Origin of the sequence: Chitinophaga sp. OAE865, assembly GCF_040546735.1 — a bacterium.
Classification (GTDB): domain Bacteria; phylum Bacteroidota; class Bacteroidia; order Chitinophagales; family Chitinophagaceae; genus Chitinophaga; species Chitinophaga polysaccharea_A.
On the sequence record NZ_JBEPOF010000001.1, the window covers coordinates 7,865,911 to 7,887,331 of the forward strand.

The window sequence follows — 21,421 nt, forward strand, 5'->3', positions numbered from 1 at the left end:
ATGCTTTGTTCATTTTCGGTACAAATAACTGTTCGGTTGCGAACGGATACAAGCGGCACAACCAATGGTGTATTTCCGGCAGAAGTCTATTTCTTCCACTTCTGCGCAATCGCGCATGCGAAAAAGTTACTGTGAAATGAATGTTATCATGATGCCATCATCTTCCTGATTTATTCTTTAAATTGAGCAAAAAAGCATGGAAAATTTTGAAGCAACAGTAGCAGGATTTCACCGTCTTATCAGTGAAGGAAAATTTCTCGAAGCGCTGGATAAGTATTATGATGAAAATATAAGCTCTTCAGATAATGATGGTCCGGCTATTAAAGGGCTGGAAGCCATGCGCAAGGCGGTTAGCGGGTTTCTCGGTAACACCACCGATCTAAAAATAGCACTGAAAAACAGTATGGTGATCAAGGGTTATTCCGTAGCAGAATGGCATTACCAGTTTATGCATCCAAAAATGGGAAAATTAAATTACCAGCAGATTTCTGTAGCGCACTGGAAAAATGGGAAAATTATAAAAGAACAGCATTTGTATAGCCTGTAGGAAGATAAATAACTGCAGGAGAGACCACTTCTCCTGCAGTTATTGCTTAAAATTTAATAGTAAGATTGGCAGTTACCCTGGTTGGATTTTGTGCTGCCAACCGGTTCGACCAGTACTTTTCATTGGTAATATTATCCACTTTCAATCCAAAACGGTATACGGGCCTGTCGTAAAACAGTGAGCCGTCCAGTACAGTATAGGAAGGTATAGTAAATGCAAAGGTATTGGTGTTGGTTTGGAACGACTGGCTGCCATAGTTGCCTCCAAAAGCAAAACCAAGCCCCTTGGCCTCGCCACGCACAATACGATAGCTTACCCAAAGATTGGCAGTAGTAGCTGGCCCCGCTGCCGATGGCCGTAACCCCTGGAACTTGGCATCGGCCTTATCCATTTTACTTTCATTATAGGCGTAACCCGCAATGATATTTAACCCCGGAACCGGGTTGGCAATTACTTCTGCTTCAAAGCCCCTGCTAAGTTGGGTGCCATTCTGAAGAGAGAACCCGCTATGTGCAGGATCATCATACACGGAATTGGTAACGGATATATCATAGTAGCTCAGAGTAGCATTTAATTTTTCATTGAAAAGGTCTGTTTTAATCCCTCCTTCAATCTGGTTAGCCTGTTGCGGTTTAAATGTATTGCCATCAAAGTCGGTGCCCGACTGGTTCTGGAATCCGTTCATGTAATTGGCAAAGACCGACATCCTGTCTTTAATCACCTGGTATACGATACCGAATTTGGGTGATAAAGCGGTTTGTGTATAGTTACCTATAGTAAGATCCTTAGCAGGGTAATAAGCACCAAGATTATGATAGTTATCCAGCCGTAAGCTGGCCATTACCAGTAACTGTTCCGTGATATTGATAACGTCTGAAAAATAAGCGCTGTAAGTATTTTCACGGTTGCTGTCGAAGGCCAGGAATTTCAGTTTGGCGAACATGGGTGTTACATTGTCCTTATTGAAATTGTAGTAGGCATCGCCGGGGTTCCTGTAATTCAGGGCCGGCATATTCACGATGGTATCATTGCGGGAGGCACGCAGGCTGTAAAAGTCCACACCCACCACCAGCCGGTTACGCATTTTACCGATGCGGAAATCACCGATAAAATTTTGCTGGATATCTGTGCCATAATAGGGATACGTTTGAGAGGTAACTGCCTGTCGCAGTGTACTGTCGCTCAACATATTCAGTTGCGTAGTGAATCCGTCGGAAGTAGACCGGGTGCGGGAGAACACGGTTTGCGATGTCCATTTATCCGACAACTTATATTTTATCTGCCCAAAAACATTCATCTGCTGGCTGGTATAAAACATGGAGTTATTGGCGAAGGAAAGTTTATAGGGTATTCCCAGTTCCTCAACGCTGTGCGCTTTCCCTTTGGTATAAGGACTTAACCTCGTGGGAGAAGTAGCTTTATAGCCGCTCATTTCCACATCCAGTAAAATAGTGAGCCGGTCATTTACTTTATAAGAAAAGCTGGGCGCCAGCAAATAGTTTTTACTGAAACCGGCATCCTGGAAGCTGCGCTCGCTGTGAATAGCGCCGTTGAAGCGGAACAGCGCTGTTTTTTGTTCATTCACCGGGGTATTGATATCCAATGTAAGACGGTTAAGGTCCCAGCTACCGCCGGAATACGACACTTCCCCTTTGAAACTGTCGAATGGCTTCTTGGTGACGCGGTTAAACAAACCGCCAAAAGAGGAAAGGGTGCTGCCAAACAATGTGGCTGAAGGGCCTTTGATTACTTCTATGCGTTCCAGGTTGGCGGGATCCACATTGGAGTACACAAAGCTACCCACGCCATTGCGTACCAGGTTAGCGGTGGTAAAGCCCCTTGAGGTAGCAGAGCTTCTTCCCTGGTTATAAACAATAGGGATACCTGCTCCGGGAATATTTTTAAAGGCACTGTTATAATCCGTTACCAACTGTTCTTTCATCAGTTCCTTTCCCACTACGCTGTACACCTGTGGATTTTCCAGGTTCCTCAGCGGTAGTTTGGATACATCCTCACTTTCTTTTTTGGCGAAACGGTTTCCCCCGGTGGCCACCACCACTTCTTCGAGATTTTGAGAAGATGTTTTCAGTTCTATTTGCAGGAGAACGCTTTTGCCATTTACCACAGCAACGCTTCGCCTGATGGTTTCAAACCCTACCATAGATACTTCCAGCTCATAGTTACCATCAGGAATATTCTTAAAGAGGAATTCACCGCTTTGATTTGTGATCATTCCTTTTGCAATACCTTTCAGAACAACGGTTACGTTTGTAGCCGGATGGCCGTCTGATGTGATAATAACGCCCTGAATGGTATTGTTGGCTCCTTCGTCCGGCACGCCGGCGTATATCAAAGTAAAAGGAAGCAGGAAAAAAGAAAGAAAAAGGTATGCCCTTGTCATGTTGGTCTTATCGTTTACGCCGCAAAGTTGCAGTCAGAAAAGGCCAAATTATCTACCGTATCGGGAAAACGATTTACGAGATCGGGAAATAATTATTTATCCACAGGGGCAACCCTGTTGTCATCCGGCATGGCGGCCATTACCGGCAGGCATTCCGAAGCTGGCGCCCCGCTTATCTTTAAGTAAGCAGGGGCCCGCAAACGTAAGCTGCTGTTCACCGGGAAGAGGCTTACTTTTCGGTAAAGCCCTTGTCCGCGTTGGGGAACTGGCTATCATATACCTATCCTGGCAAAAGCCGCAACAGGCCCAAAAGGTCCACCAGGATGACCATATAAGGCAAACCGCTGCTGTAACCCATTGAAGGATTTGGGCAACAGGCATCCATTTGATTAAAGCAGGGTTTAAGGATTACAGGTGGGCAGGTGCAAAGTAACCGCGCAAAATTCTTACAGCAGTACCAATCTGGTTTTTCACTGTTTGAATACTTGTATTCATTTCCTCAGCTATTTCTTTATGACTTTTTTGGTCGTAATGCCTCAAACGGAAGGCAGTAGATGATTTAGGCGGCACTTTCTTTTTCAGCGCGATATTCACCTGGCAGTAGATCTCTTTACTTTCCAGCGGATCATCCGGTAAAAAAGCCTCATCCGGAATTACACAGGAAAATTTCCTTTCGCGGGTAATTTTGTTAAGACAGCGATTGCGTACACTGGCGTAAAGATAACTCTTCATAATACAACCACTGTCGCGGTTCTGATAGTTAGCATCAATTTTCAGGAATAATTTCTTCTGCCAGAAATCGAGAAAAAATTCCTGGAGAACATCCTGTGCTTTGTCTTCATCCTTCAGCATGTCTGTTGCCAGCATCATCAGAATACGGTTGTACTTTTTGTATACTGCTGTAAAAGCTTCTGTACTACCATTTTTGAGCAGCTCCAGCAGGACGGCATCTTGGTTGTTTTGTTGCATTCTCATTTCCTTTTTGAGAGACTGGTTTAGGAAAAATTATTGATGGTCCGGTGTTAGAAAATCAATTTTCTATGGTTTAACACGGTGGTTGAAAGTGGTTGATTTTGCATTCCCTTTCTTGAAATCCAGATTAAAAGTAACGCTATAAAACATCAGGAGTGGTTAATCCATTGTTAAGCACGAATGTTTTAGAAGTGGGAAGATTCAATGCCATAGCGGTTCTACGAGGGAAAAACATATTATGAAAAATCATAAAAAAGAAACCAAATGGTTACATGTAAAAAGGCGTTAACAGGAGACCATATAACAGGGGAAGAGATGGAAGAGCTCCACAATTAAATAACCAGGGAAGTATATTATAAAGACGGCTGCAGAAAATCGCCATCTACAATCAGGAGCTTTACACCACCTGCTGAAGCAGATCGATGAACACTCAGGTCATCTGATACAACATAACTCATGCCCTCAGATAATTCAAATTTTTCACCATTCTGTAATTCACTTACAAAAGAACCTTGTAAACAATATACAATATGCCCTTTCTTACACCAGTGATCTGCCAGGTATCCGGGAGAGTACTCTACAACCCGTATCCGAAGCCCCGGGAACTGCAGGGTTTGCCACCAGGCATTGCCTTCTTCACCGGGATATACTGTTTTCGGAACTGATGCCCAGTCGATGGTCTGAAAAGGAATATTCATACCCATTATAGATATTTTAACGTAAACGGATATACGCCTCTATGATCTCTTGGTTCACGTTTAAACTGTCAATCTTCTCTATCCCACGCTGGATCAGCGTATCATGCTGCAAAGTGAGCGTAAAAGTAAAGTGCTTATCTTCCCAGCTGCGGAAATTGCAATATTGCAGATGCTCCTCGTATTTGTTGCCCGACAATAGGTACGTACCGGCGCCGGACCCAAATATAGCCGTACTGCTGTCGCTCCCCTTTGAAACATCGTGCTGAAAAAAAGCAAAATGACTACCATTAAAGATTTTAATCATCTCCTGCCCCTTTACCGGGTAAGTATCAGTAGTATCTCCATTTTTGATCATCTTGCTGTAAGCCAGCTTCCAGGTGCCGGTTAAAGGCAGTTCAGCAGCGGATTCAGGCGATTTCGTATCTGCGCATGAAACAGTCATCCATGCAATAATACCGATAAAGGCAGGTATTCGTATATTCATAACGTTTAGATTTGATTGAAAACTCCAGGGTGACCTGTTTCACAAGGTTAGTAAAAAGATGTTGATTTTTAATACCCCGGTAAAATAAAAAAGGGGGCAACATGTGCAATGTTGCCCCCTGATCACAAATCATTTCTTTTACCTGATCACCTGTAACTGGTCGCTGCCAACCGGTTTGTGAAGCAACAGGTTGTATATCTTGTACTTATTGTCTGTAATGCCTGCAAGGGCCGATTCTCCCCTCAGTTCATCATCTGTGCGGATCAGCCCCACTACCCTGCCATCTCCAAAAAACCGCAGCTCATAATGCTCCAGTGGTAACATCTCCAGGTGATACGCCTTAATCTGGTCAAACCGGTTCCAGGTTTCTGCTGCATCTGCAGGCTTGTTCTGAAAATAGGCCTGTTCGGTTTCCAGCTCCCGGTTATAGATCTGCTCCGCCACTGCATTCATATTACCATCTGCCATCAGTTTGCGGTACTGGTTATAAAAAGCCAGTACTTCCTTTGTAAGCTTTGCCTTGTCTTCTTTCCGGAGATCCTGGCTCTGGCTCCATCCTTTCAGCTGGTAAGGGGTGGTAGCTTCAAAAACGCCTTTAAACTCCAGGTAAGGCACATTATCCAGGTTTATTTCGGGCATCTTATAATAAAACAACTGTTTATATTCCTTTGGTTTTTCCTTTTCCTCATCACCACTCATTACTTTCACTTCAAGGCCACAATTCTTTGCCAGTAAAAATGAATCCATCTTATCGTCGTCATCTACTTTGGGAAATACCCTGATGGTAATGGTTTGTTTACCGCTTTTCAGGATATTGGGAGATACCGGCCATACTGCCCCACCCTGGTTCCCGCTGCCAAAGTCGGAATAGGCCGGCATATCATTGATCAGGATCTCATAAGTGCAGTTGTAGCTGTTAAAATCCAGGATAAACCGTGGATTATAGTCGTATTTCTTCACCAGTTTATAACTGTTCAGATATTTTTCCTTAATACCCTGATTCATGCTTTCTTTTTTTGCAGTTGTTCCCTGCCCGCAACTGTGCAGGCTGATCATTAGAATTAATAAGATGAAAACTCCCGGTTTACTCATCCGTCGGACTCTTTTTTAGTTAAATATATTTTTTTCAAAGAGATCTTTTTCTCATCGATACCGATTTCAAAAGACGCTTTGGGATTGGCTTCTACCACTTTATTATACTCTGCCGGCTTTTCCGGTTCTCCTTTCTTCTTCTTTACTTCTTTTGTTTTTTCTCCTACATTCACTTTTGCTTCTACATACCCTTCAATTTTTATGCCTTCAAAAATCAGATCAAATCCTATAAACAACCCCGCGGCATCAGAACCAATCCTGGCCTGCAATCCCAGCCCGGAGCTTCCTTCCAGTCCTATCCCCAGCGCCACCACTACTTTCACTTTGAATGCAGTAGCTGATTTACTCAGGTACAGCTTACATTCCAGTTTTACGGATACTGCAGCGCCGCCCTTTATCAGGTCCTCTTTCTTTTCAGAAGCGCCCTTCTCCCGGGTAAACACATTTCCTCCTACCGTATTATGCTTAAAAGTGGCCTCCAGGTCTATTTTACCGGAAATGGTCACACTAACATCCACTTTACTGTCGTCGTCTGCACATATATACAGCAGCGCATCCACAGCTTTCAGAATAGCATATGCGATAGGGTGCCTGCGGCAAAGCAGTTCCAGGAAATCCCATTTAAGATCGATGCCTACCAACGGCTTGGCATCCAGCTTTACCACTACGGTTCTGCCGGCTCCCCATAATTTACTGTCGCCGTTCTTAGGCGGCATAGTTTCATAATACCAGGAGGCAGCCAGTCCCAGCTTTGGAAACTGCAGCTCATAATCAAACGGCTTGCGCTGCATCCGTTGAATAAGACCCTGGATATTCTTGTCGGGATTCGTTCTGTTCTTATTGATAAACTCATCAGGGTTTTTCCCATCATCCCCGGAGGTATCTGCTTTGGTAGTATGATCGCCATGAATGATGTTCCTGAATTCCTTTACCAGGTGCCACCCCGCCTTTAATACGTTGTAGTATTTGGCAATCATATCTTCAATAGGATCCACACTCTCGGTATCATTATTCCATTCTACCTTGATGGAAAAATCAAATTCCTTCAGCAGTTCCACCAACTCCGCAAACTTACCCCTGGTTTTTACGGGTGCTGGCGCTGCCTTTTTATCTTTTGGCAGGGCCAACATTTCACCCAGCTCAGTACCCAGTTCCTCATTATGCCGGTCCAACGTAGGCGTAGGTTTGCTCCAGCGGCCTTTTGCGGCCTCCCCTATTTTTTCCACATTTTCCAGGCGGTTCATGGTAAAACGCTGCAGGGCGTTCTTTATTCCCTTACCATTATTGGGCTTCCGCGAATTTGGTTTTCAACGCATCAAAATCGGCTTTTTCCATGTTAAAGGCCAGGGCTGCCGTCCATTTGATATCGGGGTACACAGCAAAATCGATAACATGCTTCCAGCGGCAGGTTTGGATAGTTACCGGGAAATGATCGGCCTGTGCCTCGGGAATCCACAGGTAGCCCAGTATCCGCTGGAAAAGGATATGATTATTTTCATCGAAGAAGAGATATTTATACTGTGCATCAAATTCCAGTTCTTCATCAGATACTTTTATCACACCGGAAAAAGAAGCATTGGTATCTCTTTTGAATTTATAATTATTGGCTTTTATTTCAAATTTTCCCTTGGCGGCGCTTTCCTTTTCCGGTTCTCTTTTTACGCCGGCTTTGGTATCTTCTTTTTTATATCCTTTGGCGCCAAAGCTGCTTATGTCAATTACATGATCCTTGTGTTTAGGTGTTGCGGTACATTCATCTTCATGAGTTACCAGGCTTTGCACACTGAGCTTAATAGTTTTCTTCGCAGTTTCACTTCCGGCTACTATGTTATAGGTAAGATTTTCCGGGGGCTTGAAATCGAGCACATTCTCATCAAATATGGTTTGTACGCCGTCTTTGTCTTCCACGGTGATCATACCGTATTTACATGGCTGGAATTTTCGTGTGTTTGTTGGAATATCGCCTGCCAGCACGGGTTTATTACCACCGTACAACAGGGGAGATTCTTTTACGGCAGGATCTTCTTTTACACTGAGAAAACATTTCGATAGGGTTTTGGTGATTTTACCATCTCTTGATTTTATGATGGGATATATTTCCAGCACTTCACCTGCACCCGGCTTCCAGAGGTCGTCCAGGAAAACATCCACCACTATTTTCTGTACAAAAGCCTGGTAGTGGATAGAACCGGCGGCCACTTTCATATCTTTCCCTGATTTATCCTTCACCACGTAATCACTTACCTGTAAGGCCTCTCCGCGGGTAGTTTCATCCTGCAGAATAGGCATTATTTTCACCTGCCGGGTAAAATACTTGAGGGCATCATCGGGCGTTTCTTTTCCTTTTTCTATCTGGGCTACTCCGGCAGTCCGTTCCCAGGGTGGCAGATCATCGTCGGCGCTGGCAGTATCATTGTCCATCAGGAAAATCCTTAACTCCTGTCCGTACAAAGCACGGGTATAAATATGCAGCTGCACGCTTTCCCTGAATTTCTTGCTGCCGCCGGTGATTATTTTGCCATCATTGTTAGGGGCAAACTCCCTCCACTCTGCTGAAAGAACCGCGGGTTTTCCACGTGCAGCAATAAAGTAACCATGAGCAGCCGAGTTAGTGGGCTCCTGTCCTTCCAAAACAGGTTCCAGCCATCCCAATCCGCCGCCTTCCACAATTTTCGGAAAGTTAGGATATACCAATGGCCCTTTCAGTGTGTCGTTTACATCTGTTTTCTTAAATGTAAGCGTGCGCAACATGGACCATATCCAGCGATAAGGCGTTTTGTCGGCCTCCGGTGCTTTCATGGGAATGGTGACCTTTACGGGTGCCGGCGCCTTTTCTACCATCGTAGTGATACCCTTCATCTCCGCCCGTACCGTTCCCGCTTCATTCAATACTGCGGTCGACGTTTTTGCATCCACCGATCCTTTTGCTGCCGGGATAGTGATTACCAGCTTTTTATTATGAGACATGGCAACTATTTTTAAAACGGTTGTCCCTGCGGAAACCGGATCAGAAATAAATCTTCCTCTACCTTTTGCACATCCATCATTGGGTTCAGATGCGTTTGTACTTCTTTATCGGCTTTCTCTGCATCTTTCTTTGTCATATCGGCTGTTTGCCCGTGAAAAGTGATGGAGATACAGTCTTTCCCGCCGGTAGCGCAGGTCGCTTTACTGTCTTCCAGTAAAATGTAGGCATCTCCCGGCAAAACCACCTTATCATAAAACCCGCTCCATCCGGTAACAGATGGCGTACAGGGATTATTATTCTTCTTGCTGCAACTGCCAAATGTATTGGCTTCAAAAGGCTGACCAATGTCCTTTGTATTGGCCAACGGCTTTTCGGCGCCGTCTTTATCGTTGATATAATGTACCTGCTGGCTTTTCACTTTCAGCTTATCGGGGGTGGTACCAAACTGGCACTTACAAAGGGCGCCCTGGCAAACCAGATGTTTTTCACTCATATCCTCTAAATTTTGAAAAAGAAGGAAAAACGCTTTTTCTTTTTTGCAGCCTGTTCCTGTTCCGGCAGCAGCACCGGCATAACCGGGGCCAGCGTTTTATCTTTCTCCCGTAAATGATAAACAGTGAACGTTACTTTCTTATCCTCACCGGGTGCGAGCTGCAAGCTGCATTCTCCCGTTATGGCGTTGATGGAATAATCCGTTTGATATAACTTATAGCTGATATCTGCCTGACCCTTTAAGGGCGTGTGAATACCGTGCAGCTGCTGTGATAATGGAATTTCCTTCCCTGCCATAAGATCTTCCACACTACGCGGATCGCTGCAATTTCCTTTCTGCTGCAATACCAGGCTGCCACTCGCTGTATTATGCTGCACCGGCTGCTGCGTAACGTTAAACAATACCGGCGTTGTATAAGGCATTAGCGGCAATGCTGCGGTAAGCCCGCGTTTCATAATATCGCTCCCGGGCTGGTAGAGGTCAGCAAAATAAAGCGCCATAAACCAATCGCGGCAAAGCGACCGGTAAATATGCGGCTCACTGCTTACTGCAAGATCCATGTAGGACATGATCTGTGCTGTAATTTCTCCCGTATAATATTGCTGCAATGCAGGTTTAATGCCTTCCCAGGCAGCCGCTATCTGGGCCTGGTTAACAATACCGGAAAACTGCCCGGCACTATTTACCCTTATCTGCAACGGATATAATACTTTTCCACATTGCTCCGCAAGTTTATCAATCATCTTTTCAGGCGCCTGGTTATTGATGTATACCTGTCCTTTATTTATTTCAAACAGGAACATGTCGCCGGGCAATCTTTTAGAACAATTAACTGTTATCTCGTAGCTGATCACCTGTTCTATGCCTGCCGATTGAATAACATAGGTTACACCATAAGTTCTGTTGAGATGCACCGGGTTAAACCGGAAAGAACGATTATTCATATCGGAATGGCTACTGTTTTTTACTTTCCTCCGCAATCAGCTGTGCAACTGCGCTCCTTATATTCTTTACGTATTTCCGTATCCCTGCAGGAATTCGGCTGGTATCCCCATCTATCTGGTAAGAGAATCCCGGCCTTTTATCAGCGAACCCGATGTCTACTATTATTACCGGCTGCTCTCCACAATACAAACAACCCCAGCTATATGTAGTAGTGCCGGCGGTTAGCAGCAGGGATGGGATAGCGTCCAGTATAAAGCGGTTCCGTTGCCATTGGGCAGCAGATAATTGCTGTACGGAAGAATCAATTTTCACACCGCTGGTATCCAGCCAGTAGCGTTCCAGGGCAACGGGTGTAATGCGGTATTTCACACGGGCACTGTTGGAAAAAACACCAAAATGTACCCAGGCCACCGGAGTGGATGGGGACTTCGTTTGTGCCGGTAGTATATCCATTACCATTATTACGAATAAAAGGGTAAGCAAACTGCCGCGCATACTAATAATTTAAAATTAAGCTCCGGTCCTGTCTCATGATATCCCACTGGAACTTGAAGAAAGAGCGCATATTGTCTTTGGCATTGTACGGATTCAGGTTCCCGTTTGTTTGCCAGGTATAATCCATGATATTGTCGGTATGTCCCTGGTAAAAAGTATAAGGTGGCGGCTTAAGCCCTGCCATGGGCGCTCCTGCGCTGAACGTGTGTTGCAGGCCCAGCGAGTGGCCGGCTTCATGCAACAGTGTACGCCGCTGATTCAGTCCGCTCAGGAATACTACAAAGGCATTTCCCCATACAAATTCCTTGATCACATCTCCATTGTCAGCAGCGGTGAGGCCATTAAAGCTGGCTGGCAAATCCGTGAGAAAAATATAGGTCCGTTTATTGGCATCGGCATTAATACGGCCTCCATTGGGTTTGTGCTGTCCGTATCTTTCATACAGCTTAATTACATCTTCAAGAAACTGCTGTTCATTAAACGATGCAGATCCTCCCAATACATTATTCCAGTAACTGGTAACAGTGCTATCGGTAAAAGGCAGTACTCCTGTTTCGAAAATAGTATCTGTTTTAAGTTCCGCCCGGATGAGGGCCTGGTTATAGGAAGCCCTTTTGAACTGGTATTCCATATCTTTCACCAGCTGCTGATCGATGGAAGGAACGCTGTTGGCCTGTGTACCAACTTTTACCAGGATCAGTTCCATTTTGGGAATGATGTGGTTATTGTACACCATCAGCTTGCCCACTTCCTCTTTCTTATTGCCCAATTTTGCAAATACTTTTATTTCTTCATGCTGCTGAAGAGGAGCATTGGTATTTACTATGTTCACAGCGCCTTTCAGCTTATAGTACTTAACTTTTACCCCTCCCGGCCGGTGGCGGGTTTGCAATCCGCTTCCCATTACTGCGGCAATATTTATTTTCTGCGGGGATATTCTGAGATTCGGATTTTTTGATTCGAAGATGATCTCTGTGCCATCACTGATCACTTCTTCTATTTCTTCCAGTTCAAGATCCAGCTGTGCGCCATCTTTGTTCATGGAAGAACCATATTTGAACTGTTGCGAGGTGGTGTAAGGGAACAGTGACAACCATGCGGGATAATAATCAACGCCATATGGTTTCACAGGGTTCTTTACATCTTTCAGATACTCGCTTTTGGCGGCAGCTACATCGCTTACCAGCGGCACGGTACTGTTACAGGGTTGGTTATTGTTATCGCGCTCGATATAAGTTAATGCATAAATGTATTCGTCCCTGAGCCAGTCGAACCCATATTCTCCTTTATATTCCGCCGGCCGTCTGAAGTGCACCAGGAATTTCTTTAGTTCCTTCTCTTTTGTTTCCGGCGCTTTATATTTGTCATAAATAATCTTCTCTGTGCTCCGCAATTTTACCTGGCTGGCGGCATTCAAACTGATATCTCCGTTAGTTGCATAGGTAGTTGACAGCTCGGAGCTTTCAACAATTGACTTTGCTATTGAGATGATACTTCCCATCTGTGGCTGGTTATGTGGGGTTAAAACATTTTCGCTTTATCGCCGCTCTTATTCACTATTTGTTTGGCGCTATGCATTTCAATATTCTCCTTAGTACTGCTCATGCTTACTTTCTCCGCTGTTTTCTCAATACTTTTAGCAGTACGCTGCAGTGTATCATCAGCTACTTCCTTAATATTGGCGGCGAGCAGGCTGAAGTCTTTCACCGCAGTTTGCGACAGATTTTTACCTGCACTTACCTGTATATTTTCTTTTGCTGTAAAGCTGATGTTTTTAGCGTTGATAGTAATATTTTCCATTGCGGCGATGTTGATACTTTGGGCGCTGGTATCCATTGTTACAATATTCCCCGACTTATCAGTGATGGTAATACTCTCCGCCCCATCGGTATCATCCAGCCGGATGAGGTGTCCGCTCCGGGTTTTGATCACCTTGAGGTTATTCTGGGCATCCCCGAAACCCGTTTTGGCGTTCCCGTTATATACGGTGCCGAGTACCACCGGTAATTCAGGGTTGCCGCCTTCAAAATCTACCCATACTTCCTCCCCGGTTTCAGGTATAAAATAAAATCCTTTGTCGGCACCTCCATGCGGGGATACTAATCGTAACCATGGAGTGGATCCCTGTTGCTGCCATTGGAATTTTACCCTTACGCGGCCCAGTCCCTTTGGGTCGTTGTTATCTGTTACCACAGCGCTTTGCGCTTCACAGAATGGTGTACTGTACAGGTCTACCACCGGCATGGCGGCAGCTGCAGGAATGGCTTCAAATGTGTTTTTATACAGCCCGTTTTCTGTACAGTAATGGACCAGCTCTGTTACCACAAATTCACCATGATGCTCATTGGAAAGTACCGATTCATTCACTGTAATGATATCGCCAATGCGTAATGCGCTCTGCTGGCTGGTACCTTTGAGCACCGCCATCCGGGAAAGCCTTCCTTTTTTTTGCGCCTGTGTATATTTATCCAGCTGCGATTTTGCACCCGTTCCAAACGACTGGTTCAGCTTATATTGTGATGTTTTTTTATAAAGACGTTCACTTATTTCTTTCAGGTGACTCGTATATACATCGGTGTTACCTGCAGGTACAGAAAGGGTATCGTTGCTTACTACCTGGCTTTGCCGGTAATCATATCCATACAGCCGGCTGTTATTGGATTTCACAGTAAGATCAAGGTTAAACCCGATCAGGTCTACCTGGTGAGTAAGCGTCGTTTTCTGTGGCCGGTAGTTTCCAAATATCACCTTTTCTCCATCATAAAAAAACCACTCCCCGAAACGGGCAGCGAGCCGCTCTATAAACTGGTAAGTGGTTTCTTTATACTGTACAATATATTTCAGGGTATCTGTATGTGCCGGATCTACCGCAGGGGATTTGGCGTAAGGTCCGCATCCTTTCAGGGCTTCAGTGACTATGGCCGACAAATTTTTCTGTTCATAACACGCTATATTTTCATCATCCTCCAGCAGGATAGTAACACTGTGCCCTTTTATCACACAAAAACCGTGTGTGCCATCACTCTCTTTTCCCATGCTGATACCATCAACAATACCGTTAAAATTCAGTGGCTTATACACAGCATTTGACTCAACAGGTTTTACAGAGATAGATATTTCCTTACCCAGGAATTCCTTACCGGCATTGAATAATCCTTTTCCCAGTTTAGTGAGCCAGTCGTACCCGATCATGATTTCAAAGCTATGATGGCCGCGGATAGTCTGATGCAGGGTAAGGGAATGAAAAGAAGTAAACTGATGATCACCAATAATAAATGAGGTGTGCGTATACAATGACATTTCGCAGCTTTTACGGTTTTAAATATGGTTACTACCTTTCTATCACTATAGAAATGATATCGGGTAACTACTTCAGAAATTGGAATTAATATCTGCTATTGCCATTAACGGGTTAAACACGCAACAGTAGATAAATATGGCTTTATTATCGGGAACTAATATACAACAAGTGTCATAATTTCAATCACTCCTCGCAAAAAAATAACGCCACCATACAACGAAATAAAAGAGCTCTGCCGTTAAATAATATGAATAGGACGCCTAATGTTACATACTCCGGCTGTTATACGCTATGGTAGCTATTCCCACGACGACGGCTTTCCAAGCTACCCTCCTGTAACCCCGCATTGTTCCTGTCAGAAATATTTCCGCTGTAAAAACATTGACCCTTCTCTCATGCATATCCGGCCCGGGAAACTCCAAATTCCTGCAAGCAATATCTCTATCGCAACACCGGCAAATTTATCTAGTTAAAAACAAGAATAAATATATACCTGCATCTGAAAACATGCGGGGAAATAAGGAAAAGCATCCCGGGTAAAAGCGGGCCACAAACAAATGCTTATGCACCCGGCAATTCATGGGGCGCCGGCATATTACCGGTATACGGCCAACGCATAAAAAATGCGGCAATTTATCAACTATCGTAATACAGAAGCAGGTTACGGCCCTGGAGATACCGTCTGTAATTTATCATGTAAAGTTTATAAAATAACGACTAATTTACCGCCCTCTTTCCCGGAACAAAACATGCCGGGGACCGCCCCGTAACTTTTATAAAAACTGAAACGATGAATCTGAAACGATGGATGCTTGCCTGGATAGCTATCACCGCTGGTATCACAGCGGCGGCACAGGATTACACCTTACAATCGCCCGACGGTAAAACCACCGTACACATATCCGTAAAGGATAGTATACAGTATTCCTTATCCTACAACGGGAAGCTGTTGCTACAACCGGCGACTATCAGTATAGCCACCTCCGTTAGTCCCGGCGGCAACTGGAAAGTGGCCGGTACCAAAACATCGGCAGTAACACAAACCCTCCGCCCTGTAGTAAAACAAAAAAGCACGTTTATTGAAGACCGCTATGTCCAGTTGCAGATCAATTTTAAAAACCATACCTCGCTGCAGTGGCGGGCATACAATAACGGTATTGCATGGCGCTGGCTTATTAACAACAAAGGCAACTGGCAGGTACTAAATGAACAGGGCGGCTTTGGCTTCCAGGCAAAAGACAGCGCCTGGTATCCTGTAGAAAGCGGGTTCTTTTCCCATAACGAGCGCCTTTACAAGAAGCTGACCATAGACAGCATCCGTGGCGAAAAAAGCCTGGCCAGCCTGCCGGCACTGTTCAGTGTAAACGGTATTAAATTACTGATCACCGAAACAGCCCTCCTTAATTATGCCGGCATGTGGCTGCAAGGTAATGGCAGCAACACATTGGAAGCGGTATTCCCTCACTACCCTATTAATAAAAAGATCACTTCCGACCGGGATGAAGAAGTGGAAAGCAGGGAAAACTTTATCGCTAAAAAGGAAGGCGCGTCCCAGCTGCCCTGGCGTATTGTGATGATTGCACCGGAAGATAAAGACCTGCTGGTAAATGAACTTCCCTATCAGCTCGCAGAGCCGTCGGCCGGCGACTATAGCTGGGTGAAACCCGGTAAGGCCATCTGGGACTGGTGGAATGATAATAATATTTACCAGGTAGATTTCCGTGCCGGCATCAATACCGCCACCTACAAATACTATATCGACTTCGCCGCTAAATACAACCTCGAATACGTAGTGCTGGATGAAGGCTGGAGCGATACCCGCAATCTTCTTAAAACAGTGCCTGACATTGATATGGAGGAATTATCGCGCTATGCAGCTTCCAAAAATGTAGGCATCATCCTGTGGACTACCTGGCTGGCGCTGGATCAGCAGCTGGATGCAGCAATGGACCTCTTTGCCAAATGGAAGATCAAAGGGATTAAGGTCGATTTCATGCAACGCGACGACCAGCAGATGGTACAGTATTATGAACGCGTGGCTAAAGCCGCTGCCGCACATAAAATGCTGGTCGATTTTCATGGCGCGCATAAACCGGCAGGGCTACAACGTACATATCCCAACGTTATTTCCTTCGAGGGCGTATACGGACTGGAACAAAGCAAGGGCGATCAAAGTAAATCCATTGCGCCGGACCATAATGTTACCTTCCCCTTTATCCGTATGGCCGCCGGACCGGCAGATTATACGCCCGGTGCCATGCTCAACGCACAAAAGAGAGACTGGGCGCCTCATTTCAGTAACCCTATGAGCATTGGTACCCGTTGCCATCAGCTGGCCATGTACGTAGTATATGAAAGCCCGCTGCAAATGCTGGCCGACAACCCCACCCATTATTACAAAGAACCGGAATGTATGCAGTTCCTGCAGGCGGTTCCCAGTGTATGGGATACTACTATTGCCTTGCAGGCCAGCGTGGGCAATTATATACTTACAGCCCGCAAGGCTGCTTCCGGCGATTGGTACGTAGGTGGCATGACCAACTTCACGCCCCGGACCCTGACGCTGGATTGCTCTTTCCTCCCGGATGGCAGCTATACCATGCATATCTGGAAAGATGGTATTAACGCCGACAGGAACGGACAGGATTATAAAATGGAACAGGTTATCGTAGACAAACATTCAAAAGTACCTGTAGTAATGAATGTTGGCGGCGGATGGGCAGCAAGAATCGTGAAGCAACAATAAAATAACATTGCTGATAATCCATTTATATTCACTTTGCAACCATGAACCGTATTTTATTTCTGGCTGTTCTGGGAGGCCTGTTTACCAGCAATGCAACAGCACAACAATCAATAGATGTACAGGCACATCGGGGCGGAATGGCACTGATGCCGGAAAATACGATCCCTGCTATGATCAATGCAGTGAAGCTGGGCGCAAAAACACTGGAGCTGGACTGTATCATCACTGCCGACCACCAGGTAGTAGTATCGCACGACGCGTATATGTCGGCAGAATTTATGCGTAAGCCGGATGGCTCGGATATCTCAAAAGAAGAAGAAAAAAGTCTTGCGCTATATAAAATGTCGTACGACAGTATCCGGAAATATGACGCCGGCACCAAACCTCATCCCCGTTTTCCCCAACAGGAAAAAATGATGGTTCACCGGCCACTGCTCACCGATCTGATAGACAGCGTGGAGGCGTATGTACAGGCACATCATCTCAAGCCGGTGTTTTATAACATGGAAACCAAAAGCTCCCCGGACGGTGATGGTATTTACAACCCTGGTCCGGCAGAATTTGTAGCCCGGGTAATGGAAGTTGTCAACAGAAAAAAAATAACGGCGCGTGTTATAATTCAATCGTTCGACATCCGTACACTCCAGGAGTTACACCGCCGCTATCCTGCTCAGAAAACAGCTTTGCTGACAGGCAATAAAGACAGCTTCAGCGCCAATATTGAAAAGCTCGGTTTTATACCAACTATTTACAGTCCCAACTATCAACTGGTAACACCAGAGCTGATAAAGGAAGCTCACAATAAAAAAGTAGCAATAATACCCTGGACGGTAGATGATGAAAGCGAGTTAAAAAAACTGATCTCCTGGGGAGTAGATGGAATTATTTCCAATGCGCCTGATAAACTGGTAAAGTTGGCAGGGAGCTACCAGCAATAACGCGGATGTTGTCTGACTCAGGATTAAACTGATTACGCTGATTTTATTTTTTAGGATTTTATAAATGATTTAAAGGATTTGGGGAGATATAAGCGAACCGCTTATATCTCCCCAAATCCTTTAAAATCCAGAATAATCAAATCAGCGTAATCAGCGTAATCAGTTTAATCCTGAGTCAGACAACATCCGCGTTATTCATTTTCCTTGAAAATTCTTTTTCCTTGCTTTTCAAAAGGTGATAGCTTTAGTTCAAAATAGGTTTAACGGTATATCCTTTCTCTTTTAATAATTTAATCAATCCTATGGGGCCTCCAAGGTGTGCACCGCCTACGGCAAAAAAAGTACTTTCCTGTTTCATCATACCGGGCATTTTTTCTACCCAGTTTTTATTCCTTACTTCCAGCATCCAATGAATGGCATTTTCATCCATTTGATCAGGCGCGGTAAGGAGCGCGTACATATCTCCCAGATCCTCTGCTTTATAGGCCGTTACCAGTTTATCAGTGTTTATGCTGCTGCTGTCGAAAGCCTTTACCTGGTCTGCCACCTGCTTGTCGGTATAGGATTTCAGCAGGTATCCCACCTGTTCTTCCAGTGCTTCCAGGTAACCGATATTTTTTTTATCTGCATGCGCCATTTCTATAAAAGTAGTTTCATAAGACTTAAGCTCCTCACATGGAAACGATTTCATGGCCAATAGTGAAATAGCCGCCACCAGCTGGTAATTTTCAAACGGCGCCAATGGTACGCCACATTTCGCTTTCATAATGGAATCCACGATATGATAATCTGAAGCAGACAGCCTTTTACTTAAAGGCACATCGGTGGTCATTGCTTTGGCCATAATCGTGTTGATATTGGGATCAAGGATATTGGCTTCTATGACCAGCTGACCTGATTGATGTAACGCCTTTTTTGTCTTCTCCGTTACCTTAAAATCATTTTCACAGATCATATGAATAGTGCCGTATAAATAAGAAGGTTTAGCCAGCCCGTTGCCGCTGATTTCCCACAATAATGATTTATCCTGCGCGGCTGCTTTACCTGCAAATAAGCCGGCGATTACCACTATTGCTGCTGTAATATTTTTGAAGATGTTTTTCATGTGCTTTTGATTTTCTTTCCGGATTAGTAGGCCATGGAATCATTTTGTTACAAAATATTTCAACTTTTTCTCAAAAAATCTCTGATTCCACCACCGGTAAATAAAACAGCCTGCTTTACAGCAGGCTGTTATGTATAAAAAAGAGGTCCCTGTTAGTCCGATGGCAGCTCCGCGCGCCGCGTAACGAGGTGGCTCAGGTTATGTTGAATCATTTTCTCCAGCAGGTCGTAGCCTGCATTGGGCCGTGAATGGGCATATTCCCTTTCCAGTTTGGTAATAGGCGCCAGCCAGTACAGGTTCACCTTATCGCCATATATCTCAGGCAGCCCTATAGCGGGGCCATTGTACAAAGCAGACGACACTATCACGCTTTCGAAAGGCTCCGGCAGTTCATCCGAACTTACCGTGTGGCCTTCGCCGAGCCAGGTGATCTGTTTCCAGGGCCTGTCTGCCATACCGGACATGAGGCCGGCCATCGCCATGATCTCTTTATCTGTAAAATCTTTTTTACTAACTGCCATCGCCAGTTCCATGCGGCGGAATCCCGGGGAACGGTCGCTGTACAGCAGTTCTATCCAGGGCATCGGGCGGATGCTTATTCCCAGAGTGAGGAGGTACACCACGTCGTCTTTTTCAAATTTGCCCAGTGCCATTGGCGGCCATTGCCCTCCATCAATGGCATAATACTGCTGAATAGGCCCGAATACTGCCTCATAGGCCTTTATATATTGATCCTGCAGGATGCTCCAGGCCTGGCTGGCTTCAGCTTCCCAGTCTTTCCAGAAAGCAATGGCCTGGTCTACCCGTTCATACATGGCATTAGCGCCGCGTTTTCCCAATGGCATCAGCCGGTCGTTATCGCCGGCGCCTATACAATCAGCAGCATAGGCCACTGCATGTTCATCATTATAAAGGCTCCAGCCGGGTATTACACCCAGTATTTCGTTGTCGTATAATACTGCTGCGCCATCTCCCTCTTCCATCCATATAATGGTGATCCGTTCTTTTTCCAGCGGTTCACTGCCCTGCGGATGCCGGCAGTAGGCCGCTTCCAGCATAGGCGCCATCCCTTCTTTCATGGCAGCCACGTCTTTCTTTTCCGGCGCAGGGCCAAGGTTTCGCAGCCAGCATGGACGCGGGGAATACTTAGTGGTCAGTAATTCCGAAGGATACAGGTAAAAATAAGCTACCCTGTCGTCCTGTTCCACTACGGCATATAAAGTTCCTCTGTTATTAGGCTGTTCTATTAACATAACCGGCTCAGACATAAGTACATTTTTAAGTCCGCAAAAATACGGTATTCTAAAGCATCACTATAATTCCTGCCCCATTTGCTGTATTTTGTCTGGTATATAATTAATTTTTATGAAGATATATTCCACATTGCTAATGGCACTCCTGGTACTTTGTTCCGTTACACTCACGGCCAAAGAAAGACAATTTTACCAGATCAAGATCTATCATCTGAAAACAAAAGAACAGGAAGCTTTGGTAGATAATTACCTGGAAAAAGCATTTCTTCCCGCGCTGCACCAGGCGGGTATCAAACAGGCCGGCGTTTTCAAACCGGTTACACCCGATACGGCCGATCTCCGTATCTATGTGCTGATCCCCTTCCAGTCGCTCGAACAATTTGTTAACCTGGATAAAACCCTGGCATCCAACAAAGCATTCAGCGCTAACGGGAAAGATTATACAGATGCCGCCTGGAACAATATTCCTTACACCCGTATAGAATCCATCCTGCTACAGGCATTTCCCGGGATGCCCGTACTGGAGGCGCCTTCCTTAACGGCTCCCAAACAGGAACGGGTATACGAATTACGGAGTTATGAAAGCCCTTCCGAAAAGTATCATATCAATAAAGTAAAGATGTTTAATACCGGCGATGAAATCGGCATTTTCCGGAACCTTCACTTTAACGCGGTATTTTATGCTACTGTTATTTCAGGCTCCCGCATGCCTAACCTGATGTACATGACCACTTTCAATAACAAGGAAGACCGTGATGCGCACTGGAAGGCATTTAGTGCAGATCCGAAATGGAAAGCCCTTTCAGCGATGGAAGAATACAGTCATAATGTATCAAAATCAGATATCCTGTTCCTTCGGCCAACAGACTATTCAGACCTTTAATAAAACATTGTGGCGGGCAGCATGCATACCCGCCACAATGTTTTTATGATGTTATTTCCCCATTATCTCCCCCACTGTTTTCAGTATTTAACCCTTCTCC

General features: G+C 45.1%; 18 protein-coding genes. 4 read left to right on the forward strand and 14 right to left on the reverse strand.

The annotated features are described in order from the left end of the window. Nucleotides 1-196 precede the first annotated feature (196 nt). The gene (locus ABIE50_RS31460) at nucleotides 197-547 is read left to right on the forward strand and encodes a nuclear transport factor 2 family protein (protein WP_209863067.1); all 351 of its coding nucleotides are present in this window, start codon (nucleotides 197-199) and stop codon (nucleotides 545-547) included. 46 nt (nucleotides 548-593) lie between these two features. Here ABIE50_RS31460 and ABIE50_RS31465 read toward each other — a convergent pair whose 3' ends face one another. From ABIE50_RS31465 to ABIE50_RS31520, 12 genes are all read right to left on the reverse strand, one after another. Then, nucleotides 594-2,948: a TonB-dependent siderophore receptor gene (locus tag ABIE50_RS31465; protein WP_209863068.1), complete on the reverse strand. Its 2,355-nt coding sequence runs from the start codon at nucleotides 2,946-2,948 to the stop codon at nucleotides 594-596. A 408-nt stretch (nucleotides 2,949-3,356) separates the two neighbouring features. Further along, nucleotides 3,357-3,917, reverse strand: coding sequence for an RNA polymerase sigma factor (locus tag ABIE50_RS31470; RefSeq protein WP_209863071.1), 561 nt, complete (start codon nucleotides 3,915-3,917; stop codon nucleotides 3,357-3,359). Nucleotides 3,918-4,273: 356 nt separating this feature from the next. Next, the gene (locus ABIE50_RS31475; RefSeq protein ID WP_354028267.1) at nucleotides 4,274-4,624 is read right to left on the reverse strand and encodes a DHCW motif cupin fold protein; all 351 of its coding nucleotides are present in this window, start codon (nucleotides 4,622-4,624) and stop codon (nucleotides 4,274-4,276) included. 10 nt (nucleotides 4,625-4,634) lie between these two features. Beyond that, nucleotides 4,635-5,102 carry a hypothetical protein gene (locus tag ABIE50_RS31480; RefSeq protein ID WP_209863074.1) on the reverse strand — a complete coding sequence of 156 codons (468 nt, stop codon included), beginning with the start codon at nucleotides 5,100-5,102 and terminating at the stop codon, nucleotides 4,635-4,637. A gap of 138 nt (nucleotides 5,103-5,240) precedes the next feature. Continuing rightward, a complete protein-coding gene (locus tag ABIE50_RS31485) occupies nucleotides 5,241-6,107 on the reverse strand; it encodes a hypothetical protein (RefSeq protein WP_142685927.1) in 867 nt (288 codons plus the stop codon). 83 nt (nucleotides 6,108-6,190) lie between these two features. Further along, on the reverse strand, nucleotides 6,191-7,438 hold the full coding sequence (locus tag ABIE50_RS31490; RefSeq protein WP_354028268.1) for a hypothetical protein: 1,248 nt from the start codon (nucleotides 7,436-7,438) through the stop codon (nucleotides 6,191-6,193). Nucleotides 7,439-7,475: 37 nt separating this feature from the next. Next, nucleotides 7,476-9,161, reverse strand: coding sequence for a hypothetical protein (locus ABIE50_RS31495; protein ID WP_354028269.1), 1,686 nt, complete (start codon nucleotides 9,159-9,161; stop codon nucleotides 7,476-7,478). Nucleotides 9,162-9,172: 11 nt separating this feature from the next. Next, entirely contained in the window at nucleotides 9,173-9,655 is a 483-nt protein-coding gene (locus tag ABIE50_RS31500; protein WP_142685925.1) for a DUF4280 domain-containing protein, read from the reverse strand. A 5-nt stretch (nucleotides 9,656-9,660) separates the two neighbouring features. Then, nucleotides 9,661-10,599, reverse strand: a complete 939-nt coding sequence (locus tag ABIE50_RS31505; protein WP_209863080.1) for a hypothetical protein — start codon at nucleotides 10,597-10,599, stop codon at nucleotides 9,661-9,663. A gap of 10 nt (nucleotides 10,600-10,609) precedes the next feature. Further along, nucleotides 10,610-11,095 carry a hypothetical protein gene (locus tag ABIE50_RS31510; protein WP_209863083.1) on the reverse strand — a complete coding sequence of 162 codons (486 nt, stop codon included), beginning with the start codon at nucleotides 11,093-11,095 and terminating at the stop codon, nucleotides 10,610-10,612. 1 nt (nucleotide 11,096) lies between these two features. Further along, nucleotides 11,097-12,596 (reverse strand): zinc-dependent metalloprotease, encoded by a 1,500-nt coding sequence (locus ABIE50_RS31515; protein ID WP_209863086.1) that lies wholly within the window; start codon nucleotides 12,594-12,596, stop codon nucleotides 11,097-11,099. A gap of 20 nt (nucleotides 12,597-12,616) precedes the next feature. Beyond that, the gene (locus ABIE50_RS31520) at nucleotides 12,617-14,395 is read right to left on the reverse strand and encodes a type VI secretion system Vgr family protein (RefSeq protein WP_209863089.1); all 1,779 of its coding nucleotides are present in this window, start codon (nucleotides 14,393-14,395) and stop codon (nucleotides 12,617-12,619) included. Nucleotides 14,396-15,186: 791 nt separating this feature from the next. Here ABIE50_RS31520 and ABIE50_RS31525 point away from each other — a divergent pair. Beyond that, nucleotides 15,187-17,142 carry a glycoside hydrolase family 97 protein gene (locus ABIE50_RS31525; protein ID WP_209863092.1) on the forward strand — a complete coding sequence of 652 codons (1,956 nt, stop codon included), beginning with the start codon at nucleotides 15,187-15,189 and terminating at the stop codon, nucleotides 17,140-17,142. A gap of 41 nt (nucleotides 17,143-17,183) precedes the next feature. After that, nucleotides 17,184-18,080, forward strand: a complete 897-nt coding sequence (locus ABIE50_RS31530) for a glycerophosphodiester phosphodiesterase family protein (protein ID WP_209863095.1) — start codon at nucleotides 17,184-17,186, stop codon at nucleotides 18,078-18,080. A gap of 244 nt (nucleotides 18,081-18,324) precedes the next feature. On the opposite strand, the gene ABIE50_RS31535 is transcribed toward ABIE50_RS31530, so the two are convergent. Together ABIE50_RS31535 and ABIE50_RS31540 are read right to left on the reverse strand one after the other, a co-directional pair. Further along, nucleotides 18,325-19,185 (reverse strand): TraB/GumN family protein, encoded by an 861-nt coding sequence (locus ABIE50_RS31535; protein ID WP_209863098.1) that lies wholly within the window; start codon nucleotides 19,183-19,185, stop codon nucleotides 18,325-18,327. Between the two features lie 152 nt (nucleotides 19,186-19,337). Then, the gene (locus ABIE50_RS31540) at nucleotides 19,338-20,453 is read right to left on the reverse strand and encodes a suppressor of fused domain protein (protein ID WP_209863099.1); all 1,116 of its coding nucleotides are present in this window, start codon (nucleotides 20,451-20,453) and stop codon (nucleotides 19,338-19,340) included. 97 nt (nucleotides 20,454-20,550) lie between these two features. Between ABIE50_RS31540 and ABIE50_RS31545 the strand changes: the two genes are divergently transcribed. Further along, a complete protein-coding gene (locus ABIE50_RS31545) occupies nucleotides 20,551-21,321 on the forward strand; it encodes an NIPSNAP family protein (protein WP_209863102.1) in 771 nt (256 codons plus the stop codon). Nucleotides 21,322-21,421 lie beyond the last annotated feature (100 nt).